Genomic DNA, 25,599 nt, shown 5'->3' on the forward strand with positions numbered 1-25,599 from the left:
GATGCAGCGAAACACGTTGAGTAATTTCATCTATAGGTGTAAACTATCGTGTAGATTGCTTTTTATTATGAACAAGTCAGGAAGTGTAAAATGTCGTCATTAGTTAAAGGTACAGCCATCTTAACATTAGGTTTATTTTTGTCGAAAATTCTTGGAGTTATTTATATCATTCCGTTTTATAGCATGGTAGGAGAAAAGAATATCGGGCTTTATCAATATGCGTATATCCCGTATAACTTGATGTTGGCGCTAGCTATTTCAGGCGCGCCAATTGCTTTCTCAAAATTTACCGCTAAATACAATTCTCTTGGAGATTATGAAACGGGGAGGAGATTATTAAAGTCAGGTCTATTGACGATGATGATCACCGGGTTTGTGTCGTTTCTTATGCTCTATATCTTCGCAGAACCACTTGCGCGCATTACCATATCTGAAGATGAACTTATTTATTCGGTAGGTGATGTTACAGAAGCTATTCGGTGGGTCAGTTTTGCATTAATTGTCGTGCCATTTATGAGTCTTTGGAGAGGGTTTTTCCAAGGCTATAACTACATGATGCCGACCGCTGTTTCTCAGTTGGTCGAACAAATTGTTCGCATCATTTTCCTTTTGGGCGGCGCATTTGCAGTTCTATACATTTTTGATGGAACGCCAAAAACAGCAATTCAATTTGCCGTATTGTCTGCAGCAGTCGGAGCTCTTGGTGGTATTGTCACTTTGGGGTATTTCTGGAAAAAGAAAAAGCCGGAATACAATCAGCTGTTAGCGAATTCGGTCGAATCGTATGATGTTAAATTACGTGATATGTACAAAGAGATTTTGATTTATGCCGTACCAGTTATATTCCTCGGTATTGCCAACCCGTTGTTCCAATTTGTCGACTTAATGACGTTTAACCGGGCGATGAGTTCTGGTGGGAATTTCTCGGAAATCGATCTTTTAGGTATTTTAAATTTAACTGCTCATAAACTTGTCATGATTCCAGTTATGCTTGCTACTGGTTTCTCAATGGCATTAATCCCGTTGATCACGAAACACTTTACACGCAGAGAATATCTTCAAGTATCACGGACATTAGATCAATCAATCCAGTTATTATTGTTCTTAACATTACCAGCGGTTATTGGGATGACAATGCTTTCTAATGAGTTATACCATGTCTTCTACGAAGTAAGTGATGTTGGATCTGAAATTTTGGCGCATTATTTGCCAGTGGCAATATTGTTTTCTGCTTTCCCAGTCACAGCATCTATATTACAAGGTATCAATAAACAGAAATGGATCATTATCAACTTATCTACTGGTCTTTTATTAAAAGCAGTACTAAATACACCGCTGATTGAACTTTTTGAAACAGATGGTGCGATTGCAGCAACTATCATCGGTTATGTTGTGGCTATTGGCATGAACATGGTGGTAATCGCTAAAACCATGAATTACCGTTCGCAAATGGTCGGAAGACGTGTCATTTTAATCGTTATATTAAACTTGATTATGGCGGGAGCAGTATTCTTAGCGATATCAGGATTAAATCTATTTATCGGCATGGACAATAAGTTCCTATCAATGATACGGATCATTCTAATTGGTGGTGTTGGCGCAGTTGTTTATGGCTATCTCGGTTTAAAAACGGGCTTAGCACAAAAATTAATGGGCTCGAAAATAACGAAAATCTCTCGAAAATTAGGCTTTTAGGAGTGACGCAATGCGTTTAGATAAATATCTTTCTAATATGGGTCATGGCTCAAGAAAAGAAGTTAAAATCTTATTAAAATCAAAAGCAGTTGAAGTAAATGGAGAAATTGTCCGAGACCCAAAAGTGCATGTTAATGAACATGATGATCACGTTTCGGTCGGAGGAGAAGTAGTTGCATATACAGAGTTTATTTATGTATTGATGAATAAACCTCAAGGTGTAATTTCAGCAACAGAAGATAAATACGATAAAACGGTGATCGATTTGCTTGGGGAAGATGAGCAGCATTTTGAACCGTTTCCAGTAGGGCGATTGGATAAAGACACTGAGGGTTTTCTACTTTTAACAAACGATGGCAAATTAGCACACGAATTACTATCGCCTAAAAAGCATGTGGATAAAACCTATTTTGCACATGTCGAAGGAGTAGTCACGGAAGAAGACGCAGAAGCCTTTAAAAAAGGGGTTATGCTTGATGATGGTTATGTGACGAAGCCTGCAAGTTTAACTATTTTAGAAAGTGCTGCTGTGTCTAAAATTAAACTGACGATTACGGAAGGCAAGTTCCATCAAGTTAAACGGATGTTCGAAAGTGTCGGCAAACACGTTGTCTATTTGAAACGCTTGTCGATGGGACCGTTAAGTCTTGATCCAGAATTAGAACTTGGTGAATATCGTCATTTGACGGATGAAGAACTAACTGGCTTAAAACAAAGAAAATGACCGCATAGCTGCGGTCATTTTCTTTGTTTAGGAAATCTGTTAGGACGTCATTTTCACTTTGCGTTGCGTCGTTGTCCATTTGCCTCGAGTTGGACTAGACACCAAGTCGTTAAAGGCTAACACATTCAAATCTCTTTGAATGGTGCGAGGAGTGATGCCGAATTCGTCGACAAGATCTTGCGTCGTTACAGTCCCATTCTCGAGAATGTACTTATACATATCTTTAATTCGAATGAGCATTCGATCGGTTGTGGGTTTCATAATAGAACCACTCCTTCATCTTTTTTCCCATTGGCAAAGACTAGCGGACGATGTGCTGAGGTTATACAGCAAGTATGATTGATGCCAAAGACAGCCCCTTTTCCTAAAAGATATGTCAATTTAACTAATCTGACAATTTGATTATAACGGAAAAACATCTCGAATTCTAGGATTTTAGCCGAATTTACGAAAAATTTACATATGAATAACAGAATTTTTTGTGTAAATTTACGACAAATTCTTTAATTTCCTGAAAAAAGGTGTACAATAGCCATAACAAAAAGGAGTGTGAAACATGGATTGGCAGTTAGAAGCTACAAAGCGTAAAGAGAAAATACTGAGTGAATTGCAAGAATTAATAGCGATTCCCAGCGTATTAAGTAATGACACAACGCCAACAGCTCCTTTTGGAAAAGAAGTTAAACAGGCATTGGATTGGTTTTTAGAAAAAGGAAGAACAGAAGGATATACTGTGAAAAATGTTGGGGATGTCGCAGGGCATCTTGAGATTGGACAAGGCGAAGAATTGCTTGGAATTTTAGGGCATGTGGACGTCGTGCCAGTTGGTGAAGGTTGGACTACAGCTCCTTTTGGTGGAGAAATTCATAACGGACGGCTTTACGGTCGTGGGGCTATCGATGATAAAGGACCGACGATTGCTGCATGGGCAGCACTAAATATGTTAAAAGATGCTGGTGTGGAATTCACAAAGCGCGTGCGTTTAATTATTGGTACCGATGAAGAAAGTGATTTCCGCTGTATGGATCGCTATTTTCAAACAGAAGAAATGCCAGCAATAGCCTTTACACCAGACGCAGATTTTCCAATCATCAATGCAGAAAAAGGGATTGCATCTTTGGTTTTTTCTACATTTTCAATGCACGAAGATGCGATTTTAGAATCTTTTATTGCTGGAAATCGAAGTAATATGGTGCCCGACAAAGCGACGGCTATATTAAACGGTCAATTAGCAGAATGGCAAGAGGATTTTAAGTCGTTTTGTAAAAAACATAATGTAACAGGTAAAGTCGAGCAGCATAACGGATCGACAGAATTAACGTTAAATGGAAAAGCGGCTCATGCCATGGAACCTGAAGATGGGATTAATGCCGGAATTTTACTAGCTGTATTTTTGAAAGATCGTTTAGAAGGTGATGGCCAAAAATTTGTGGAGTTTGTGGCAGACACGTTTTATCAAGATTCACGTGGTCATAAACTTGGTCTGGATTTTACAGATGAACAATCTGGAGATACAACATTTAACGCTGGAATTATTCGGTTTGAAAAAAAGAAAACGGCTATGATTACAGTTAGTATGAGGTACTCGATAAGTTATCCATTCAAAGAGAAAATCGATGCCTATCAGTTGAAGGATTTCGTACTGGACATTGCGTCTAATTCTCCTCCTCATTATGTGGATGAAAACGATCCATTCATCAAAACGCTACAAAGCGCATATGAAAAACAAACGGGCGAAAGAGCAAATTTGATCGCCATTGGCGGAGGTACTTATGCGCGCGTGCTAGACAAAGGTGTGGCTTTTGGAATGTTATTCCCTGGCGAACCCGATGTTGCGCACCAAGCAGATGAATTTGTCGACATCGACAATTTAATAAAAGCGACTGCTATCTATGCAGAAGCAATTTATCAATTAGCATGTAAAAAATGAGGAAAGAAGGAATGGATATGGATTTGATATTGCACAATGGAGAATTTATTCGGGAAGAAGATTTGGTGATTTCGAAAGAAGATCGGGGTTATCAATTTGGAGACGGGATTTACGAAGTTATTCGTGTATACGATGGCAATTTATTTACGGCTAAAGAACATATCGACCGTTTTTATGACAGTGCAGACAAAATCAAAATCGTCGTTCCTTATACAAAAGATGTTTTTCATAAAATGATGTATGATTTTGTTGAAGTTAACAATATTGAGAATGGACAAGTTTACGTACAAATCACAAGAGGTGCTGCAGAGCGTCAACATCAATTCCCAACGCAGGCAACGCCAGTGATTACTGGTAATACAAAATCAGTTGAACGTCCTGTTGCAAAATTAGATTCGGGTGTTACGGCCAAATTTATCGAAGATATTCGTTGGTTACGCTGCGACATTAAAAGTTTAAACTTGCTTGGAAACGTACTAGCTAAACAAGAAGCATACGAAGAAGGATATTTTGAAGCGATCTTGCATAGAGGTGAAACAGTGACAGAAGGTTGTTCATCGAATATGTATGGCATTAAAAATGGCATTCTATATACTCATCCTGCAAACAACCTTATTTTAAACGGCATTACAAGACGAGTGATTCTTGAGCTATGTGAAGAATTAAAAATTCCAGTAGTCGAAACACCATTTACAAAAACAGAAGCTCTTGAAATGGATGAATTCATCATGTCTTCAACAACTACGGAAGTGATGCCAATTGTCGCAATTGGCGATCATAAAATTGGTCAAGGTGTTCCAGGTGAACTCACACGTAAATTGCAGACTGCTTTTGAAGCACGTATTGAAGTAGGCGTAAAATCATAAAGTAGAAATAAAAGTGATTGGCTCCGGCCAATCACTATTTTTTTGCGTCTATTTGCATGGTAAACTAGAATCAGGTGATGCTAAATGAAACCACATTATTTTATCGGTATAAAAATACCGCAAGATATAGCCGAATGCTTGGCTAAAGAACGAGAAAGCTGGCACTTAAAAAGTCATAAAAGACAAACGCCTGCACAAGATATGCATATCACATTATTATTTATCGGAGAAGACGTTCATGATGAGATTAAACAGGTTGAAAAATTGCTAGGGACTATTAAGCAACAAGTTTTTACAGTAAATATTAATAGCATTAAAACGTTTGGTAATCCAACAACTCCTCGTATTATTTATGCTTCTCTTGAAACGAGTAGACAGTTAGAAGAGTTGCAACAGCAAGTACATAAATCCGTAGAAACTTTACAAATTAAGCCTGACCCGAAGAAATTTGTACCACATATCACGTTGGCGAGTAGATGGGCAGGTGGCGAACCAGCTGAACGTCAATTTTCAATCGCTCATATGCGATTTGATGTGACGGAGTTCTCATTGTTTCGAATTGCACCAAAAGAAACTCCACGGTATCAACATATCGCGAATTATACGTTAGAAAATACACCTACTAATTTTAAAGGCGAGTGTTTATGAAAATTGTATTTATTATTAATCCGACAGCTGGTAATGGCAGAGCGTTAAAACAATGGTTACGCTTTGAAAAAACCATCTCATTTCCGTACGAACGTATTTTAACGGAGTATCCAGGGCATGCCACGGTGATTACTACGACTTATAAAGATGACGGTCAAAGGGTTTTGTTAATCGGTTTCGGAGGTGACGGGACCTTGCGTGAAATTATAGTAGGTGCAGCCGGGGCGAACGAGTTAATTATTGGGTCTGTAGCAGCTGGTTCCGGAAATGATTTTGCAAGAGCTTACGGCACATTTAAAGAAGCGCACGAAATTGAAAAATTTCTGGAAACACCGTATTTTAAACGACATGACTTAGGTGAGTTTGCTAACGGACAACACTTTCAATTTGTTAGCAGTTCAGGAATTGGTTTTGACGCAGAAATCACAATCGCGGTAAATAAGTCGTCGCTTAAGAAAAAACTAAATCAGTTTGGACTTGGAAAAGTTGCTTATTATTTATACGTTATTAAGATTTTATTGAAGTTCGAAACATTCACGTTAACGGTTCAGAGGGGGGACGAATCCTTTGTGTATCAAGATGTTTGGTTAGCAACTGTTAGCAACCAACCTTATTTTGGCGGGGGGATGAAAATTTCTCCTTCATCATATACAGATGATGGGTTGCTTGAATTGACGGTGGTTCATGAAATATCGCGTTTGAAACTATTGCTCGTTTTTGGTACGGTATTCAGCGGAGCACATACGCGATTCAAAGAGGTTAGCCAAATGAGCAGCTCGGAATTTAGACTCTCTTCTAACAAATCGGTTTTTCGCCATGTGGATGGTGATGATGCCGGGGTAAGCCCTCAAAACGAAACAGTCGTTTATGCAGTTAGTCCACATGATTGGGCATCAATACATTAATGGAAAATAGAAAGAGGATGAAATATGAGATCACGTTTTAAACCATGGGCATCAGATTTAATCGATTCACATCCGGAGATTGTTATTCCGGACCCAGAAGCAAAAAAAGGCAAATGGCAAGAAGTTTTTGGCAACAAAAACCCGCTGCATATTGAAGCTGGAACAGGTAAAGGGCGCTTTATTACTGGAATGGCCAAAGCCAATCCAGACATCAACTATATTGGTATCGAACTATTTGACAGTGTAATTGTCACGGCTCTTGAAACGGTACTTGAAGAAGAGAATGGCATTCCAAACTTACGCCTTTTAAAAGTGAATGCGAAAAAAATCGCTGAGTATTTCGAAAAAGGGGAAGTTGATAGATTATACTTAAACTTTTCGGATCCATGGCCAAAAACGCGTCATGCTAAGCGCCGTTTGACGCATAAATCATTTTTGGAATTGTATCAAGCTGTTTTACCTGAAAAAGGTGAAATTCATTTTAAAACCGATAACCGGAAACTTTTTGAATATTCGCTTACGAGCATTTCGGAATATGGTATGTTATTAAAGGATGTCTCATTGGATCTTCACGAAAACGAACCTGAATGGAACATCATGACTGAATACGAAGAAAAGTTTTCGGGAAAAGGTCAGCCTATTTACCGATTAGAAGCACAGTTTTAAGTTAGTTGATTTTGACAAGGGGGAAAAGGGAATGCAGAATTTTCAATTTCACGAAATGAACTTAACTTGGCTTGATGGAGGAACTACATTTTTAGACGGTGGTACGATGTTTGGGGTAGTACCAAAAGTCATTTGGTCGAAACGGTATCCGGTCAATGAAAAAAATCAAATCGAATTGCCAACACATCCAATACTTGTTCAATTTGAAGGGCATAATATATTGATTGATAGCGGTCTTGGTGATGGCAAATTGACTGAGCGTCAATTGCGCAATTTAGGCGTCTCAGAACAATCACGTGTAGAGGAAAACCTAGCGGAGCTTGGCCTAAAACCTGAAGACATTGATACTGTATTAATGACTCATTTACATGGAGATCATGCTGCAGGTCTAACAAAGTGGCAAGGAGAAGAGTTGGTTTCGACTTTCCCAAATGCCAAAATTCATGTGTCAGCTGTTGAGTGGCATGAAATGCAAAACCCGAACATCCGGTCACGAAATACATACTGGAAAGAAAATTGGGAGCCAATTGTCGACCAAGTTGAAACCTTTGAAGGTGAAAAAAACTTGTTCGGTGCAATTACCATGATTCATACCGGTGGTCACTCAAATGGTCACAGTGTTGTTAAAATGACCAGTGGCGATGAAACGATTTTGCATATGGGCGATATTATGCCAACGCATGCCCATCAAAATCCATTATGGGTATTAGCCTTTGATGACTATCCAATGGATTCAATTTATGCTAAAGAAAAGTTGATGAAAGAAGCATTGGAAAATGGTTATTATTTCAGCTTTTACCACGATGCTTATTACCGCGTCTTAAAATGGAGCACAGATGGCAAAGAAATTATGGAATCGTTAGTTCGCAAAGAAAAGAATGTATAAAAAAAGAGCCCATGGGCTCTTTTTTCTATACTTGTTTAACTTCAATCACGGCGCCTGTAAAAGCGTCAGCTAAAAATTCGAATTGCTGAAGTTCGTCTTCTTTATGACGTGTAATCCCGCCTTTATAAACTTCAGTTGTTAATGCGTGTTGCTTATAAGGTTCAGTTTTCATGAAAATCCATGAACCATCAATCGGTCCTTCTTCTTTAAATGCAGATTTAACTTCTTTTAAAACATCATCTGCTGGATATAGTTTTTCTGAGCGACTATATAATTCTGTTACTAAATATGTTGCGGCGATTCCTGTAGCAAATCCAATAAGTAAATCACGATTTCTCACTAAAATCCCTCCTCTATATACTGAACAAATTGTACCATAAATATTTTGAAGGGCGAAATGATAGCCTGAAAGTCATTAGACTTGAAAAAAGAGAAGACTAAACTGGAAATTATCTGAATAAAGCTCTAAACTTAATAAAGGCAACTTATTTAGGGGGAACATTGATATGAATTCTGAAACACGTGAAATGTTTAAAACTTTGACAGAGTTACCGGGAGCACCGGGAAATGAACATGCGGTTCGTAAATTTATGCGTCAAGAACTAGAAAAGTATTCAGATCGTTTGATTCAAGATAATTTGGGGAGCGTTTTTGGGGTCAAAGATGGTCAAGAAGATGGCCCACGTATTATGGTAGCAGGACATATGGATGAAGTTGGATTTATGGTTACACAAATTACGGATAACGGCATGTTGCGTTTTCAGCCATTAGGCGGCTGGTGGAACCAAGTGATGTTGGCTACCCGTGTAGACGTTATCACAAGTGAAAAAACGATTCCTGGTGTTATTGGGTCTATTCCACCGCATTTATTAAGCGAAGAATTGCGCAGTAAACCTATGGAAATTAAAAATATGCTGATTGATATTGGAGCAGATAATAAAGACGATGCTCTAGCTCTAGGCATTCGCCCAGGTCAGCAAATTATCCCTTTTAGTCCATTTACACCAATGGCTAATGATAAAAAAATAATGGCAAAAGCTTGGGATAATCGATATGGCTGTGGTTTAGCGATAGAACTGTTAAAAGAGCTGAAAGATGAAAAGTTGCCAAATCAATTGTTTTCTGGAGCAACAGTAATGGAAGAAGTAGGTTTACGCGGTGCACAAACAGCGGCTACCATGATTCAGCCGGATCTATTCTTCGCATTAGATGCAAGTCCAGCAAACGATGCAACAGGTGACAAAAATGAATTTGGTCAGCTAGGGAATGGAACTTTATTGCGCATTTTAGATAGAAGCATGGTGACTCACCGAGGCATGCGTGAATTTATTCTCGACACAGCTGAAACACATCATATCCCTTATCAATATTTTGTTTCACAAGGCGGTACAGATGCAGGTCGCGTACATACAGCTAACGAAGGGATTCCGAGTTCAGTAATTGGAATTTGTTCTCGTTATATTCACACGTCAGCATCCATTATCCATACGGATGATTACGCAGCAGCGAAAGAATTGCTAACGAAATTAGTGAAAGCAACAGATCGCACTACACTAGAAACCATCAAACAAAATGTTTAAAAAAGTGCCTATGGGCTCTTTTTTTTGAAAGGAATCACCAAGATGAAAAAAATGCGTGCTGCAATAGCATCCAAAAATCCAGCGAAAATCAATGCTGTATCAAACGTACTTAAAACTATGGAATGGTCAGTCGATTTATCGGCTATAGATGCTGATTCGGAAGTGTCAGCACAGCCTTATTCGCAACAAGAAACAAGAGAAGGTGCTATAAATCGAGCGAAAAATGCATTAGCAGATTATGATTTTGCAATCGGTTTAGAAGGCGGCGTATATGAAATGGAAGGTACGTTGTACTTATGCAACTGGGGAGCGTTAGCAACACAAGAGGGACACGTATTTACCGCTGCTGGTGCTCAAATTCCACTGCCGAAAGAAATTGCTGATGGTCTTCGGAAAGGAACAGAGCTTGGACCGATTATGGACGAATATGCCAATGAAAGTGGAATTCGCAAACATAAAGGCGCAATCGGTATATTGACGAATGGATTAGTGAACCGAGGAGAAATGTTCGGCCACGTTGTGAAACTACTAATTGGACAATATCAACGACACAGCGATTAAGTTGCATGTCATTGTAAACACCTTTAAAATAAATAGCAGTAATGTCAGGGGGAATCAGTGTGCCTCGAGCTAGATGGATGGTGCCGCTACTTTTGCTAGTTGGTTTAATGACTGGCTGTAGCGCTACTTCAGAAAACCTGGTTATTCAAGGAATATCAAACGCAAAGGATGCGTTTGAAGAAGATCCAAAAACAGCTAATGAAACAATGGGGAAAACCCCTCTTTACGTACCTAATAGCTATGCTATTGAAGAACCGCAAGACGACTTTAATGGCTTGATAACCAAGGGTGGCGATTCTTTTTCTTTGTCTATTAATCCGAACGAAAAAGCGACGAGCACCCTGTTTTATGACCTGCAGAAAATAAACCCTAAACAGCAATGGCTTGTAGATGAAAAGTTTCGTCAAAATGGCCGGTTTGGGTTTGTGACAGTAACAAAAATTGCAGAAGATAAGTTGGAACTAGTGGCTGGAGCTGGTGGCGTTAAAATCGTGACCATTTCAACAGAAAACGACCTTCCTAAAAATATGGACTGGATGATGAAAACGGTTCGTTCAATCGAACTCGATGAATAGGAGATAGACCAAATGAGAAAATTACAATCAACTGAGGAATTCCATGCATTAACAAATGAATCTGCTACGATTTTTATGTTCACTGCAGGTTGGTGTCCAGATTGCCGTGTCATTGATCCAATCTTGCCTGAGGTTGAAGAAAAATTCTCAGCCTATAAGTTTGTATCGGTTGATCGTGATCAGTTTATTGATTTGTGCATCGAATTGGATATCTACGGTATTCCAAGTTTTCTAGCTTACGCGAATGGTCTAGAAACAGGTCGTTATGTGAGTAAAGACCGTAAAACACAAGCAGAAATCGAAGCGTTTATTTCGAATTTATCACAATAACAACAAAAACGGTTCGCCTAGCATAGGCTGAACCGTTTATTTATGAAAGTGAGGCAAACCAACGATGAAATCTACAGAACTTTTTAATATACTAAGAGAACGTATGCCAAGCCGCCAATTAGAGTGGAGGTTTGACCGAGAGAAAGATGTTGTAAACATTCAGCATAAGGAACTCGGCAAAGGAATGAGCATTTCCTTGCCGCAAGTGATTAATCGCTATGAAGCAAAAGGAAACTCAGCGATTCAAGAAATCGTCTATACGATTACCGAAACTTTTGAAGCTATGGAAAGAGAATCGAAAGGTGAAATGAAGTCGACAGATCATATTTATCCTGTTATTCGATCAACTTCTTTTCCAACAGAATCGAATGAAGGTCATAAGTTTATAACAGCTGAACATACTGCTGAAACACGAATATATTTTGCATTAGATGCTGGCACTACCTATCGCTTAATTGACGAAAATGTGGTAAATTCATTAAGTCTGACTAAAGAGCAAATCAAAGAAATAGCGAAATTTCAAGTAAAAAAATTAAAGACCGCCGTAAAAGAAGATCATGTTGCCGGAAATGTCTTTTATTTTCTAAACGAGAACGATGGTTATGACGCTTCAAGAATTTTGAACGAATCGTTTTTAAAAGAGATGAAAACAAAGATTACAGGTGACATGACCGTATCTGTACCTCATCAAGATGTATTGATCATTGGAGATATCCGAAATGAAACGGGATACGATGTGCTCGCACAAATGGCTATGCATTTCTTTACAAATGGCAAAGTGCCGATCACTTCCTTATCGTTCATTTATGAAAATGACGAACTAGAGCCGATTTTCATTATGGCAAAAAATAGACCTAACGAGGAGAACGATAAAAAATGAATATATTTTATAACAAAGAAGGAATTGGCGATGTATTGCTCGTTCAACTACAAACAGAAACTCCAGAAAAAATTAACCCAGAACAATTTGGGGATATTACGTTGATTAAAGACGCATCGGGAACGATTGCAGGATTTAACGTATTCAATGCTTCAAGCTATGCAGAATTAGCTGAAGGACAACAAGTAGAAGTTTCTGAAAAGCTTGTAACCTCTTTGCAAAACACATTAGCTAAAAACGGTGTTGATTTTACGTTAGAAGTCGATTTTTCAGCGAAATTTGTTGTTGGATTTGTGGAAGCAAAAGAAAAGCATCCAAATGCTGACAAATTAAATGTATGCCAAGTCGTTGTAGGAGATCAAGAAAAATTGCAGATCGTTTGCGGTGCTCCAAATGTTGAGCAGGGTCAAAAAGTTGTTGTAGCAAAAGTGGGGGCGGTTATGCCTTCTGGAATGGTTATTCGCGATGCGGAACTTCGGGGAGTGGCATCGTCTGGAATGATTTGTTCAGCAAAAGAGTTGGCTTTGCCAAATGCTCCTGAGGAAAAAGGCATTCTTGTCTTATCTGAAGAAGCAGAAATTGGCTCAGCTTTCGAAGTAAAGGCGTAAAGCAATATGAGCTGGATTAAAAACGTATGGAATCGCATGTTCACAGATACGGATGATGTCGAAGAAATTGACAAAGAAATCATCTATGAAGAGGCCCCGACCGAGAAAAAAGAAAAAGCACCATTTCGTTTTCCGCTTATTCCAGATGAAGAAATAGATGGGTTTACCTATGATACAAAACGTCCCGAGCCGCGTGCTAAAATGCCGATTTTTGATGAGCGAGAAAGAGAAAGTTACCGTAATGAAGTAGAAAGACCGGTTATGGGACCTAAAGAAGCGCCAAGTCGCTCATTACCGAAACCAAAACCAAAACGCAAAGCACCAGAACTGCCTATACAAAACGCTCGTCGTTTTGAACCAAGTCGTTCAGTTTCACCAGTTCATGGCTATAACGTTTCGCGACCTGAACCTATCCAAAAAAAGGTAGAGGAGCAGCGTGAAAGTAAACTAGATCGTGAGATGTATGACGAAGCTATTCAAGAAAAAGCAAGAGCTGGATTCCATAAACCAAGAATAAAGGTAGAGCCTGAAATCCGTTCTTCTTATGAAAAAGAGTCGGTTCAACAACCGAAGACAGAAGTTAAACGCGAATCACCAGCAACGAGCGTTGTATCGAATACAGTGGCATTTGTTATAGAAGCACGAGAGCGAGAAGAAAAAGCTTTATTATTAAAAGAAGAAGCTTTAGAAAGAGAAACAGAGCTACTCGAATCATCTCCAGAAATCGAGCCGGTTTCAAAAGGTGAAGAAGTAGAGGCAATTGTTGAAGTAGAATCCGAAGTGCAGCCAGAAGTGGAAATTGAACTAGTAACAGTAGATCAAGAAGCAAATACAGTTGCCGAGTTAACATCTGTAGAACAGCCAGAAACAGAAATTGAATTGTTTACAACAGAACAAGATTTAGAAGTGCAACCAGAGTTGGATGTAGAAGCGTATGCTGTTTCTGAAACAAAATCAGAAACAGAAGAAGTAGAAGAAACAATGGTTCAAGAAGTTAAGTTAGATACAAAAACGCAAGTTGCACCAAAGCGTGAAAAAACTGTGCCATTTAATGTGTTAATGCTTAAATCGGACAAAGAGTCTTTGAAAAACAAGGACAAGTCGCTTTCTGTAACAGAGCCAAATTATGAAAATCCTGTAGCACAGGTGATAGAAGCGGAAAAAAAAACGGCAAATTTAGTTGAACAAGTCGAACCTCAATCAGATTTAATAGAATCGGTTGAACCAAAAGCTTATCAATTGCCTTTGCCAGAATACTTAATGGCTCCAGAAAATGACCGGAAAGATGAAGAATGGATGGAAGAACAAGGAGAGCGATTAGTCGAAGCCTTGTCTCACTTCCAAGTTAAAGCAGAGATATTGAGTACAGTGCAAGGACCTGCAGTGACACAGTTTGAACTAAAAGTAGCACAAGGTGTAAAGGTTAGTAAGATACGTAATCTAGCCGATGATTTAAAATTAGCCTTGGCAGCTCGAGACATCCGCATTCAAGCGCCGATTCCTGGAAAGAGCTCTATCGGCATTGAAATTCCAAACCGCACAAGTCGTGCAGTCCGTATTTCTGAAATTATCGATAGTGCAGTTTTCGAAGAGTCGGAATCACCGCTTGAAGCTGCTCTTGGATTAGATCTAACAGGAAAACCTGTTACGCTAGATTTGCGAAAAATGCCACATGGCTTGATTGCAGGTGCGACTGGATCAGGTAAATCAGTTTGCATTAATTCAATCTTAGTCAGCCTATTGTACAAGTCATCACCTAGAGATTTGAAATTATTGTTGATTGATCCGAAAATGGTTGAATTAGCTCCATATAATCACATTCCGCATCTCGTTAGCCCGGTCATTACAGATGTTAAAGCTGCAACAGCTTCATTAAAATGGGCAGTTGAAGAAATGGAACGTCGCTATCAATTATTCGCACATAGCGAAGTCCGCGATATTAGCCGCTACAATAAACGGGTTAAAGAAAAAGGACATCATGCTCAGCATCTTCCATACATTTTAATTGTGATTGATGAGTTAGCTGACTTGATGATGATGTCGCCTTCAGATGTTGAGGATTCAATTTGTCGAATTGCTCAAAAAGCACGTGCTTGCGGAATTCACTTAGTTATCGCAACGCAAAGACCGTCTGTTGATGTTATTACCGGATTGATCAAATCGAATATTCCTACGCGTATTGCGTTCTCAGTATCTTCTCAAGTTGACAGTCGGACAATCCTAGATTCTCAAGGGGCAGAACGATTACTCGGAAAAGGGGATATGTTGTATCTCGGTAATGGCATGTCAGCACCTAGTCGTTTACAAGGAACTTTTGTGACAGATGAAGAAATTGAAAAAGTGATTGAACATGTGAGATTGCAAGGAAAGCCAGAGTACTTTTTTAAAGAAGAAGAACTGATCAAGCGAAGTGAATCACCTGCTGAACAGGATGATTTGTTTGAAGATGCTTGCCGCTTTATCATGAAGCAAGAAAGTGCTTCGACTTCTCTCTTGCAACGCAAATTCCATATTGGGTATAATCGTGCTGCTAGATTAATGGATTTAATCGAACAGCATGGCTTTATCTCTGAACAAAATGGCAGTAAAGCACGCACAGTTTTGATTACAGAGAATGAAATTGAAAGAGTCTTTAGCTAATTGTAAGTCGTCTGCTGGTTTAGTGCAGGCGACTTCGGTTTTCTATTAATGTTCTTCAATGATAGAGACTTATCTATTGTTCAAATGTATTGAATACTGAAGTATTTTTATAAAAAGTAAATTTATGATATAATCATGTACTATGTTTATCTTTACTAGCTATAGAAGTCGTTTGTCGATTTATGTAGACTAATTTTCAACTCCCACAGGAGGTCCATTTATGACAGTTTTACATTTTACTGGGATCAAAGGTTCCGGTATGAGCCCGCTTGCACAAATCATGCATGACATGGGTAAACAAGTACAAGGCTCAGATATAGAGCAACATTTTTTTACTGAAGACCGATTGCGTGAAAGAGGCATTACAATTTTGCCCTTTGATGCAAACAATATAGAAAAAGATATGACGATCATTGCAGGTAATGCATTTGGAGACGATCATCCAGAATTGGTTGAAGCACGTGAGCTAGGAGCGACTATTATTCGTTATCATGAATTTTTAGGTGATTTAATGAGACAATACGTTTCTGTCGCGATTACAGGCGCACATGGTAAAACTTCAACTACTGGTTTGATGGCTCATGTGTTAGCTGGATACAAGCCAGTCTCATATTTAATCGGAGACGGAACAGGCGTTGGCCAAGCAGACTCGCATTTTTTTGTAGCTGAAGCTTGCGAATACCGTCGTCATTTTTTAGCGTATCACCCTGATTACGCAATCATGACAAATATTGATTTTGATCACCCGGATTATTTTACTGGAGTCGATGATGTCTTTAAAGCTTTTGAAGAAATGGCTCAGCAAGTCAAAAAATGCATCATTGCTTGTGGCGATGATGAATATTTGCAAAGAATTCAAGCACCTGTACCTGTCGTTTATTACGGATTTGGTGAAGAAAACGACTTTCAAGCAAGAAATATTGTGAAATCTGTAGATGGAACTACTTTTGATGTGGTAATTCGCAACGAGTTTTTCCATACATTCAAGCTTCCAATGTTTGGAGATCATGCTATTTTAAATGCATTAGCTGTTATTTCACTTTGCCATTATGAAAGCATTCCAGCAGATATTATTCAACAGCAATTTGAAGATTTTGAAGGCGTAAAACGACGCTTTACACAAACTGCAATTGCTGACCGGATTTTAATTGACGACTATGCACACCATCCGACAGAAATTCGGGCGACTTTGCAATCTGCGCGTCAAAAATATCCTGACCGAGACTTGATTGCTATTTTCCAGCCGCATACATTTACACGAACTCAAACATTTTTACAAGAATTCGCTGATTGTTTGACTGAAGCAGACCATGTTTACCTTTGTGATATTTTCGGTTCTGCACGCGAAAAAGCCGGTACATTAAAAATTCAGGATTTAGCCGAAAAAATTGAAGAGAGCCGTATTTTACAAATAGAAGAAGTAGCTTCTTTAGCAGAGCATGGCAATGCCGTTTATCTGTTCATGGGAGCGGGAGACGTTACAAAATTCCAAGAAGCATTCGAAAATATATTGAATACAGGAGAAACAGTTTAACTTTCGAGTTAAACTGTTTTTTTCTGCAGGAATGAAACTGTTTTTGTCGAATAATAATAAAGACGGTGTTTAATCCAAACTGCTCAAGGGTAGAAGTAGAAAAGGATATAACATAATTTATTTTAAAGGAGGAAACAAGATGGATTGGCAGATTTTACTTTACATTGCCGCAATCGTAGCCGCAGTTGGATTTTTAATTTTATGCGTAGCGTTGGCAATGACATTAAATTCATTGAAAAACACATTAAAAGAGGTTTCAGGTACCGTATCAGGTCTTGAAAATCAATTGCAGGGGGTAACGTTGGAAACAACGAACTTATTGCATAAAACAAATGAACTTGCTGAAGACATTCAAGTAAAATCAGAAAAATTAAATGGAGTGGTAGATGCAGTAAAAGGTGTCGGCAACTCTGTTACTGATTTAAATTCAACTGTTCGTAGCATTACGTCACGTGTTGGCGTACAAGTAGAACAAAACGAGGATAAGATTGCTCAAGTAGTTCAATGGGGTAACGTCTTTATGGGCATTCGTGAGAAATGGAACGAGCGCAAAATTTATGAAGCTCGTACGAACGCAACTCACACACCTGCTCCAGAACAGAAAAAGTTACCACATAGCGGACAATACTAAGTTTAACTAAATAACAATATGGAGGGGAACATTAATGAGCAGAAATAAAGATCAATTTAATGGTAACGATTCACAAAATAATCAAGACTATTATTCACAAGGTGGTCAAAACAGTGGTAAAAATTATCAACAAAGCAATTATGTGCCTCAGTCTTACGGTGCATCTAATCGCTATGATGATCTTTACGATTACGAAGAATCATCTGGCGGTTCAAACTTCTTAGTTGGTATTTTAGTTGGGGGAGTTATTGGAGCAGCTGCTGCTTTATTCCTTGCACCTAAATCAGGTAAAGAATTCCAAGCGGATCTTAAAACGCAAGCAACAACACTTAAAGAAAAAGCATCACAACAAGCAGATTTTAGCGAAGATGGTTCTGGCTTTGCGCAGCAATTAAAAGAACAGTCTAGTAAAGTAGTTGAAAAAGTGAAAAATATGAAAGCTGGAAGTTCTCCAATGGATGATGGCACAGCTTCATCTGAAGGCGAGGAGTCAATTGACCTTCTTTCAACAGTTCAAAACACATCGACTCAATCTGAAACGAAAAGTTCTGAAGAATTCACATCAACTGCAAATGCCTTGAAGCAAGCAGTTGAAGAAGTCAAAGAAGAAAAAAAATCAGATTCGAGTTCGATGACAGCTGGCAACACGGGCAGCAATATGAACAGCAACACAGCAAATGCAAGCAAAGGTCCAAACACGACCAGCAGCAACAACAACAGCAATAAATCGTCAAATGGATCAAACAAAAACTACGACAAAAAGAATTAGTGTGGGAGCGGTTTAGATGAAAAACTTAATGCGTGTAGACAGCGTAGATAGTCTAAAACAGGCAATAGGAAGTAATCAGCATTACTGGCTATTTAAACATAGCAGTACGTGCCCGGTATCCGCTAAAGCGTGGAACGAATATAATGAATATGCCTCATTGCATCCGCATCAAACTTTCTTGTACTTAGTCGTACAGGAAGATCGCGAATTTTCTAAAGCGATTGAAGTAATTACAGATGTAGCGCATGAGTCACCACAATTATTTCATTTTACGAATCAAAAAGTGGATTGGCACGCTTCTCATAACAAGATAAAAAGTGAATTTATGAAAGATTTTATAGCTTAACAAAAAAGCCGAAGCCTTGATGCTTCGGCTTTTTTTCGCCAAAAACACTTTAGCGCGTTGAATCGCTAAAATAAATTCCGTGACTTTCCTGAATAGTTTGCTTATAATAGTCCTATCAAGTTAATATGCGTCACCTGATAAAGGTTATTCGCGAAAGGGGAAGTTATAGAATGAGTAATTTAGAGTTAGAGCAGCTAAGAGAAAAAGTGGACGCAGTCAACCTGCAGATTCTATCTCTTATTAATGAGAGAGCTTCCGTAATTCAAGACATCGGAAAAGCGAAAGAGAAACAAGGAGTTAATCGCTACGATCCGTTGCGCGAACGTCATATGTTGAATCTGTTAAAAGAAAACAATGCTGGACCATTAGATCAAAAAACAGTTGATCATATTTTCAAAGAAATCTTCAAGTCGGCATTAGACATGCAAGAAGAAGATATCCGCAAAGCATTACTTGTTTCACGTAAGAAAAAAGCAGAAGACACTGTTATTAACATTAACGGCGAACAAGTGGGCGCTGGGGATCCATCATTCATCTTCGGACCTTGCGCAGTAGAATCACAAGAGCAAGTGATGAAAGTAGCAGAAGCCATTGGCGGCAAAGGGTTGAAAATGATTCGTGGTGGAGCATACAAACCACGTACATCGCCTTATGATTTCCAAGGACTTGGATTAGAAGGCTTGAAGATGCTGAAAAAAGCAGCTGATCAGTATAATTTAGCTGTAGTTTCAGAAATCGTTACTCCTTCGCATTTAGAAGCTGCTCTTGATTATGTTGACGTTGTACAAGTCGGCGCACGTAATATGCAGAACTTCGAATTACTAAAAGCTGTAGGTTCAATTAACAAACCGGTTTTACTAAAACGTGGGATGTCAGCAACTGTGGATGAATTTATCCATGCAGCTGAATACATTATTGCTTCCGGAAATGAAAACATCATTTTATGTGAACGTGGAATTCGCACATACGAAAAAGCGACACGTAACACATTAGATATCTCGGCTGTGCCAATCTTGAAACAAGAAACGCATTTACCGGTATTCGTAGACGTTACTCACTCAACAGGTCGTCGTGATTTATTGCTACCAGCTGCTAAAGCGGCTATCGCAATTGGAGCGGATGGCGTAATGGCTGAAGTTCATCCAGATCCTGCAGTAGCATTATCTGATGCCCAACAGCAAATGGATATTGGCCAATTTGATGAATATTACGATGCATTGATGAAGTTCATGAAACAATACGAAATGAAAATGTAAATCAGAAAAGCCGGAGTTATTCCGGCTTTTCTTTTTTTAGTTGATATTCAGGAAGATTTTATCGTATGATTAATGAAAGAATGGAAAAGGAGGGCGCACAATGACCGTTACAATATACGATGTGGCAAGAGAAGCAAACGTTTCCATGGCTACTGTGTCACGTGTAGTGAATGCCAATCAAAACGTTAAGCCGGCTACTAGAAAGAAAGTATTAAAAGTAATTGAAGAATTAGGTTATCGTCCGAATGCTGTTGCTCGTGGACTTGCAAGTAAAAAGACAACGACGGTCGGCGTCATCATACCCGATATTTCCAATAGCATGTACGCTGAACTAGCCCGTGGAATTGAAGATATCGCGACCATGTATCGCTACAACATTATTTTATCCAATTCGGACCAAAACGAAAACAAAGAACTTCAGTTATTGGAAACCATGCTCGGAAAACAAGTTGATGGAATTGTCTTTATGAGTGATGTAATTTCTGCTGAACTTCTGAAAGAGATGGAACGTTCTCCGACACCAATCGTTTTAGCTGGATCTATTGATGAGTCAGCAGCGATTGCTTCTGTCAATATTGATTATTATGGCGCGGCTTATGAAGCTATGAAAAAATTGATTGACAATGGACATCAAAAGATTGCCTTTCTCATCGGACCGTTAACTTCGAAGATCAATAAAGACTATAAACTTAAAGCATATAAAGAAGCATTGGCAGATGCAGGTATCGACTACGATGAGAATCTTATCGTTGAGTGTAATAACTCGTATGACGAAGCTATGGAAGCTGTGCAAACCTTAGCTCCTTTTGAGCCAACTGCTTATTTTGTGAGCAATGATGAAATGTCGATCGGTGTTATTCATGCAGTAGAAGAGCAAGGCAAAAAAATCCCGTTGGAAGTAGAAGTCATTAGCTATGAAAATTCGAAATTAGCGCGTATGGCTCGTCCAATGTTGACTTCTGTTGCTTTCCCACTCTATGATATTGGAGCAGTTTCAATGCGCTTATTGACTAAATACATGAGCAACGAAGAAATCGAAGAAAAGCAAGTTATTCTTCCTTATCGAATTGAAGAAAGACAATCAACAAAAAACGACTAATCGTGCTGTTTTAAGTTTGAACATTAGAAAAAAGACACGCTGGCTGGATAATTTTATCCAAGCAAGGTGTCTTTTTTTGTGTTAACAGATAACAATCAAATCTGCTACTTATTACGAATCATATACAAAGCTTTGTTGAGCATCTGTAGATTTTTATCGGTAATTTCAGCTTTTCGTGGAATGGCTTTATACATATTCGGAGGATCTTCCCACGTCTCAATTAATTTTACAGGAGACTCTGGTTGCCATTTTTCTAGCCATGATGTGGGTAATTTTCCTGTTGGAAGAGGGAAGTTATTCATTTCCATCCAAACTAACGACCAAGCTCGTGGAACAACGCGCCATATATCATAGCCACCGCCACCAACGGCGATCCAACGGCCCTCACAATACTCATGAGCCAGTTCATGTGCGATCTTAGGTATTTCCTTGTAAATATCCATCGTGCCGTACAAGTGGGTTAGAGGATCAAGGTAATGTGCGTCCGCACCATTTTGCGTTAATATAACATCGGGTTTAAAAAATTCAAAGATCTCTTTCATAGAAGTTCGATAAATTTCAAGAAAAGAGTCATCTTCTGTAAAGGCATCGATGGGAAAGTTAAATGACGTGCCGTAGCCTTGGCCACTGCCTCGCTCATTAATGTTACCCGTTCCAGGGAAAAGATAACGACCGGTTTCATGAATAGAAACTGTACAAACATCAGGGTCGTCATAAAAACTCCATTGAACGCCATCGCCGTGATGTGCGTCGGTATCAATGTAAAGAACGCGAGCGTTATATTTGGTTTTCAAATAATTAATTGCCACTGAGCTATCGTTATAAATACAAAAGCCGGATGCTTTGCCTCTAAAGCCATGGTGAAGACCGCCCCCTAAATTTAATGCATGCTGAGCTTTACCTTCCATAACGTAATCGACAGCTGTCAGTGTGCCACCAACTAAACGCGCGCTCGCTTCATGCATATTTTCGAAAATAGGCGTATCGTCTGTTCCAATCCCATAACTTTCACCAGCTTCGGAAGATATCTCCCCACGACTAGCTTTTTTTACAATATCAATATAGCGCTGGTCGTGAGCTAATAATAATTCTTCATCTGTTGCAATACGTGCAGGAACAATAGAACCACTTGAAAGCGCGTTCATTTCTTTTAATAAATCAATCGTTAAAACGAGTCTTTTCTGGTTAAATGGATGTGTTTCAGAAAATTTATACCCCAATTGATCTTCTGAAAAGACGAATACTGCATGTTTCATTCGTTCACTTGTGGCGTGCTTGGCCATAAAACATCAAAGTTTTCTTTTCGAAGCTCTTTGATGATGGCCAGAGGATTCATCGTTTGAATTCGAAACACCAAAATCTTACTTTCTTTATTTACTCTGTCGGGGTATACAAGAACACTTAACACATTAACGTGTTGCTGATGAAATACTTTTGAAACTTCATATAAGACACCGGATCGGTCATCAACTCGAACTTCGATTTGTGAACCGGGTTGATGTGCTCCAGTTAGTTCAATAAAAGTATATAAAAGATCTGTCTCTGTAAGAAAACCTACGAGTTTTTCATTGCTCACAACAGGTATGCAGCCAATTTTATGCTCATAGAAAATCATTGCTACTTCTTCAACAAAGTCTAGTGGGTGGGCGATAACAGGATTAGCTGTCATAATTTCTGCCACTGTCTTTTTATATGGCTCCCCTTTAGGAGATACAGTAAATCGAGAGGGAACAGCTTCTTTTAAGTCGCGATCGGTAACAATGCCGACTACTTTTCCATTATCAACAATCGGTGCATGTCGAACGCGTTTGTCTTTAAACAAATCCATAACGTCTTGAACCGTTTGATCAGAACGTAATGTATATACATCGGTTTTCATAATTTCTTCGACTAACATAAAAGCACTCCTTTAAAATCAAATCAATACATATAACGATTCATAAACCGAAGTCGATCAAATTGCTGAATAGATTCGTTATCAACTCGACTGCCTATTTTGGCCATCAAGCAATTTGCTGGATGTGAGCTGATTTCAGGATCATCGGTAGCATAGTATTCTAATCCGCCGGCCTGCATCATTTTTTCCATCACTTTTCGGTATTCCCATACATTTAGTCCTGTTCCTTTTAAATCCCAATGCCAATAATATTCGGTCGTAATGACAATGAAATCTTCAAGGGCATCATCCATCATTGAAACTTTCAATACCGCTTTTCCAACTCCGTTGCCTCTATATTTCGGAATAATTTCAATCGCGCCAAGTTCAATTAAATTATCCATATTCCCTTCAGACCAACGTTCTAGAGGATCTGGATAAAGGAAGGTAACGTATCCAACAATCATTTTTTCAGCACGAACGATCAAAATCCGTCCTTCTGGCAAATCTGCAATTTCGATTATGGCTTTGTGTTGTTGAGCGGGAGGTCTAAAAGCCACTAAATCTTCGTGAAACTCGAGTTCGCTTAGTTCTTTTCCAGCTATTGGACCTTCAATGATGATAGGACCGTGTTCAGTTTCCAGCTCCATAGAATTATACGTTTTAATGTGTTCCACCATTTCACCGCCTGTCAGATGCAATTTATTATATTATACATGAACGTTTATTGATTTGGAAAAAAGCTGATGTAATTAGCTGTTTTTTCTAAACAATTAAAATAGTTCGCATTCAATTGTGACATTGTTGTAGAATAGTAGTAATCAACACGAAAGGGTGAATGGAATGAAGATAGAAGCATTACCAGCAAAACCAGGGGTACATCAATTACATAATTACGACGAAACAGCAGCTAATTTCGATTGGACAGAAATCGAAAAAGAGTTTAGTTGGTATGAAAGTGGCAAAGTAAATATGGCTCACGAAGCGATTGATCGCCATGCTGATTCTTACCGAAAAAACAAAGTTGCTCTTTATTATAAAGATCAAAATAGAAATGAGTCGTATACATTTTATGAAATGAAGCGTATGACTAATCGCGCAGCGAACTTGTTAAAAGCAAATTCAAACTTAGAAAAAGGAGATCGTATCTTCATTTTTATGCCACGTTCTCCAGAATTATATTTCATGATGTTCGGCGCATTGAAAATGGGACTAATTGTCGGACCCCTATTTGAAGCATTTATGGAAGGTGCGATTTATGATCGACTTGATGATAGTGAAGCCAAATCAATCATCACAACTCCAGAGCTTTTAAACCGGATACCGTACGATCGTTTGCCTAAACTAGAAACAATCTTTTTAGTAGGTGAAAACGTGGAAGAACAAAAAGGACAAGTTGATGTGTTAAAACACTTGCCAACTTGTTCGGATAAATTTGAAGTAGAATGGTTGGACAAAGAAGATGGATTGGTCCTTCATTATACATCGGGCTCTACAGGTAAACCAAAAGGGGTGCTTCATGCTCAGTATGCAATGGTCCAACAATATCAGACCGGTAAATGGGTATTAGACTTTACTGAGACCGATATTTATTGGTGTACCGCTGACCCAGGCTGGGTAACGGGAACGGCATACGGTGTATTTTCACCTTGGCTAAATGGCGTGACAACAGTTATTCTTGGTGGAAGATTTTCACCAGAAGGTTGGTATCAAGCAATTGAAGACTTTGGTGTGACCATTTGGTATAGTGCACCGACAGCGTTCCGTATGCTAATGGGAGCAGGAGACGCATTAGTAAAAGAGTTTGATTTGTCTACGCTTCGACATGTGTTGTCAGTAGGTGAACCATTAAACCCAGAAGTGGTGAGATGGGGTGCACAAGTCTTTGATAAACGCATTCACGATACATGGTGGATGACAGAAACGGGTGCACAAACTATCTGTAACTATCCGTCTATGGCTATTAAACCAGGGTCTATGGGGAAACCAGTTCCTGGACTAAACGTCGCTATTGTCGACGATCAAGGAAATGAACTGCCACCAAATCAAATGGGGAACTTAGCGATTGAAAAAGGATGGCCAGCCATGATGCGTCAAATTTGGAACAACCCAGCAAAGTATGATTCCTATTTCTTGAAGGACAAATGGTACGTTTCTGGAGATTCGGCGTATATGGATGAAGAAGGTTATTTCTGGTTCCAAGGACGTGTAGATGATGTCATTATGACTTCTGGTGAGCGAGTTGGACCGTTTGAAGTAGAAAGCAAGTTATTAGAACACCCAGCAGTTGCTGAAGCGGGAGTCATTGGTAAACCAGATCCTGTTCGTGGTGAAATCATTAAAGCGTTTGTTGCATTAGTTGATGGTTATGAACCTTCTGAAGAGCTAATTCAAGACATTCAGCAATTTGTTAAAAAAGGATTGGCAGCGCATTCTGCACCGCGCGAAATTGAATTTAAAGAAAAACTGCCAAAAACACGCAGCGGTAAAATTATGCGCCGTGTGCTAAAAGCTTGGGAGTTAGATTTACCTACAGGTGATTTATCGACAATGGAAGATTAACCAAAAAAGAAGGGGACAGAATTTCTGTCCTT

The 25,599-nt window shown here is 39.0% G+C and carries 27 protein-coding genes; 22 read left to right on the plus strand and 5 right to left on the minus strand.

Annotation, left to right across the window (positions count from 1 at the left end):
- Window positions 1–90 precede the first annotated feature (90 nt).
- Together PLANO_RS05470 and PLANO_RS05475 are read left to right on the plus strand one after the other, a co-directional pair.
- Entirely contained in the window at window positions 91–1,695 is a 1,605-nt protein-coding gene (locus PLANO_RS05470; RefSeq protein ID WP_038703466.1) for a putative polysaccharide biosynthesis protein, read from the plus strand.
- Between the two features lie 10 nt (window positions 1,696–1,705).
- Window positions 1,706–2,419, plus strand: a complete 714-nt coding sequence (locus tag PLANO_RS05475; RefSeq protein WP_038703467.1) for a pseudouridine synthase — start codon at window positions 1,706–1,708, stop codon at window positions 2,417–2,419.
- A 39-nt stretch (window positions 2,420–2,458) separates the two neighbouring features.
- Here PLANO_RS05475 and PLANO_RS05480 read toward each other — a convergent pair whose 3' ends face one another.
- Window positions 2,459–2,680 (minus strand): DeoR family transcriptional regulator, encoded by a 222-nt coding sequence (locus PLANO_RS05480; protein ID WP_008497225.1) that lies wholly within the window; start codon window positions 2,678–2,680, stop codon window positions 2,459–2,461.
- A gap of 295 nt (window positions 2,681–2,975) precedes the next feature.
- Between PLANO_RS05480 and pepV the strand changes: the two genes are divergently transcribed.
- From pepV to PLANO_RS05510, 6 genes are all read left to right on the plus strand, one after another.
- On the plus strand, window positions 2,976–4,349 hold the full coding sequence (gene pepV, locus PLANO_RS05485; protein WP_038703468.1) for a dipeptidase PepV: 1,374 nt from the start codon (window positions 2,976–2,978) through the stop codon (window positions 4,347–4,349).
- 17 nt (window positions 4,350–4,366) lie between these two features.
- Window positions 4,367–5,215, plus strand: a complete 849-nt coding sequence (gene dat, locus PLANO_RS05490) for a D-amino-acid transaminase (RefSeq protein ID WP_038705383.1) — start codon at window positions 4,367–4,369, stop codon at window positions 5,213–5,215.
- Between the two features lie 84 nt (window positions 5,216–5,299).
- On the plus strand, window positions 5,300–5,863 hold the full coding sequence (gene thpR, locus PLANO_RS05495; protein ID WP_038703469.1) for an RNA 2',3'-cyclic phosphodiesterase: 564 nt from the start codon (window positions 5,300–5,302) through the stop codon (window positions 5,861–5,863).
- The gene (locus PLANO_RS05500; RefSeq protein ID WP_038703470.1) at window positions 5,860–6,768 is read left to right on the plus strand and encodes a diacylglycerol/lipid kinase family protein; all 909 of its coding nucleotides are present in this window, start codon (window positions 5,860–5,862) and stop codon (window positions 6,766–6,768) included. Before thpR ends, PLANO_RS05500 begins: the two co-directional genes overlap by 4 nt.
- Window positions 6,769–6,792: 24 nt before the next feature.
- On the plus strand, window positions 6,793–7,434 hold the full coding sequence (gene trmB, locus PLANO_RS05505; RefSeq protein ID WP_038703471.1) for a tRNA (guanosine(46)-N7)-methyltransferase TrmB: 642 nt from the start codon (window positions 6,793–6,795) through the stop codon (window positions 7,432–7,434).
- A gap of 31 nt (window positions 7,435–7,465) precedes the next feature.
- Window positions 7,466–8,320 (plus strand): YtnP family quorum-quenching lactonase, encoded by an 855-nt coding sequence (locus PLANO_RS05510; protein WP_038703472.1) that lies wholly within the window; start codon window positions 7,466–7,468, stop codon window positions 8,318–8,320.
- Between the two features lie 25 nt (window positions 8,321–8,345).
- Here PLANO_RS05510 and PLANO_RS05515 read toward each other — a convergent pair whose 3' ends face one another.
- Window positions 8,346–8,660 (minus strand): PepSY domain-containing protein, encoded by a 315-nt coding sequence (locus PLANO_RS05515; RefSeq protein ID WP_038703473.1) that lies wholly within the window; start codon window positions 8,658–8,660, stop codon window positions 8,346–8,348.
- A gap of 166 nt (window positions 8,661–8,826) precedes the next feature.
- Between PLANO_RS05515 and PLANO_RS05520 the strand changes: the two genes are divergently transcribed.
- From PLANO_RS05520 to ccpA, 13 genes are all read left to right on the plus strand, one after another.
- Complete coding sequence (locus PLANO_RS05520; RefSeq protein WP_038703474.1) at window positions 8,827–9,900, plus strand: M42 family metallopeptidase; 1,074 nt, start codon at window positions 8,827–8,829, stop codon at window positions 9,898–9,900.
- A 42-nt stretch (window positions 9,901–9,942) separates the two neighbouring features.
- On the plus strand, window positions 9,943–10,461 hold the full coding sequence (locus PLANO_RS05525) for a DUF84 family protein (protein ID WP_038703475.1): 519 nt from the start codon (window positions 9,943–9,945) through the stop codon (window positions 10,459–10,461).
- 59 nt (window positions 10,462–10,520) lie between these two features.
- A complete protein-coding gene (locus tag PLANO_RS05530; RefSeq protein ID WP_038703476.1) occupies window positions 10,521–11,036 on the plus strand; it encodes a hypothetical protein in 516 nt (171 codons plus the stop codon).
- Between the two features lie 12 nt (window positions 11,037–11,048).
- Window positions 11,049–11,366: a thioredoxin family protein gene (locus PLANO_RS05535; RefSeq protein ID WP_038703477.1), complete on the plus strand. Its 318-nt coding sequence runs from the start codon at window positions 11,049–11,051 to the stop codon at window positions 11,364–11,366.
- A 64-nt stretch (window positions 11,367–11,430) separates the two neighbouring features.
- Window positions 11,431–12,246: a DUF1444 family protein gene (locus PLANO_RS05540; RefSeq protein WP_038703478.1), complete on the plus strand. Its 816-nt coding sequence runs from the start codon at window positions 11,431–11,433 to the stop codon at window positions 12,244–12,246.
- Window positions 12,243–12,854: a YtpR family tRNA-binding protein gene (gene ytpR / locus PLANO_RS05545; protein WP_038703479.1), complete on the plus strand. Its 612-nt coding sequence runs from the start codon at window positions 12,243–12,245 to the stop codon at window positions 12,852–12,854. Before PLANO_RS05540 ends, ytpR begins: the two co-directional genes overlap by 4 nt.
- A 6-nt stretch (window positions 12,855–12,860) precedes the next feature.
- Complete coding sequence (locus tag PLANO_RS05550; protein ID WP_052124284.1) at window positions 12,861–15,494, plus strand: DNA translocase FtsK; 2,634 nt, start codon at window positions 12,861–12,863, stop codon at window positions 15,492–15,494.
- 220 nt (window positions 15,495–15,714) lie between these two features.
- Entirely contained in the window at window positions 15,715–17,028 is a 1,314-nt protein-coding gene (gene murC / locus PLANO_RS05555) for a UDP-N-acetylmuramate--L-alanine ligase (RefSeq protein WP_038703480.1), read from the plus strand.
- Window positions 17,029–17,167: 139 nt separating this feature from the next.
- Window positions 17,168–17,659 (plus strand): DUF948 domain-containing protein, encoded by a 492-nt coding sequence (locus tag PLANO_RS05560; protein WP_038703481.1) that lies wholly within the window; start codon window positions 17,168–17,170, stop codon window positions 17,657–17,659.
- Window positions 17,660–17,693: 34 nt separating this feature from the next.
- Entirely contained in the window at window positions 17,694–18,428 is a 735-nt protein-coding gene (locus PLANO_RS05565; RefSeq protein ID WP_038703482.1) for a YtxH domain-containing protein, read from the plus strand.
- A gap of 16 nt (window positions 18,429–18,444) precedes the next feature.
- Window positions 18,445–18,774 carry a bacillithiol system redox-active protein YtxJ gene (gene ytxJ / locus PLANO_RS05570; protein ID WP_038703483.1) on the plus strand — a complete coding sequence of 110 codons (330 nt, stop codon included), beginning with the start codon at window positions 18,445–18,447 and terminating at the stop codon, window positions 18,772–18,774.
- A gap of 170 nt (window positions 18,775–18,944) precedes the next feature.
- Window positions 18,945–20,030 (plus strand): bifunctional 3-deoxy-7-phosphoheptulonate synthase/chorismate mutase, encoded by a 1,086-nt coding sequence (locus PLANO_RS05575; RefSeq protein ID WP_038703484.1) that lies wholly within the window; start codon window positions 18,945–18,947, stop codon window positions 20,028–20,030.
- Window positions 20,031–20,130: 100 nt separating this feature from the next.
- The gene (ccpA, locus tag PLANO_RS05580) at window positions 20,131–21,129 is read left to right on the plus strand and encodes a catabolite control protein A (RefSeq protein ID WP_038703485.1); all 999 of its coding nucleotides are present in this window, start codon (window positions 20,131–20,133) and stop codon (window positions 21,127–21,129) included.
- A gap of 104 nt (window positions 21,130–21,233) precedes the next feature.
- On the opposite strand, the gene PLANO_RS05585 is transcribed toward ccpA, so the two are convergent.
- Genes PLANO_RS05585 through PLANO_RS05595 form a run of 3 tightly spaced genes read right to left on the minus strand, consistent with a single transcriptional unit; the run spans window position 21,234 to window position 23,682 of the window.
- Window positions 21,234–22,385: an acetoin utilization protein AcuC gene (locus tag PLANO_RS05585; protein ID WP_038703486.1), complete on the minus strand. Its 1,152-nt coding sequence runs from the start codon at window positions 22,383–22,385 to the stop codon at window positions 21,234–21,236.
- Window positions 22,382–23,026 (minus strand): acetoin utilization AcuB family protein, encoded by a 645-nt coding sequence (locus PLANO_RS05590; RefSeq protein ID WP_038703487.1) that lies wholly within the window; start codon window positions 23,024–23,026, stop codon window positions 22,382–22,384. Before PLANO_RS05590 ends, PLANO_RS05585 begins: the two co-directional genes overlap by 4 nt.
- 23 nt (window positions 23,027–23,049) lie before the next feature.
- Window positions 23,050–23,682: a GNAT family N-acetyltransferase gene (locus PLANO_RS05595; RefSeq protein ID WP_038703488.1), complete on the minus strand. Its 633-nt coding sequence runs from the start codon at window positions 23,680–23,682 to the stop codon at window positions 23,050–23,052.
- A gap of 166 nt (window positions 23,683–23,848) precedes the next feature.
- Between PLANO_RS05595 and acsA the strand changes: the two genes are divergently transcribed.
- Window positions 23,849–25,567 carry an acetate--CoA ligase gene (gene acsA, locus PLANO_RS05600; RefSeq protein WP_038703489.1) on the plus strand — a complete coding sequence of 573 codons (1,719 nt, stop codon included), beginning with the start codon at window positions 23,849–23,851 and terminating at the stop codon, window positions 25,565–25,567.
- Window positions 25,568–25,599 lie beyond the last annotated feature (32 nt).

The organism is Planococcus sp. PAMC 21323 (genome assembly GCF_000785555.1).
GTDB lineage: Bacteria > Bacillota > Bacilli > Bacillales_A > Planococcaceae > Planococcus.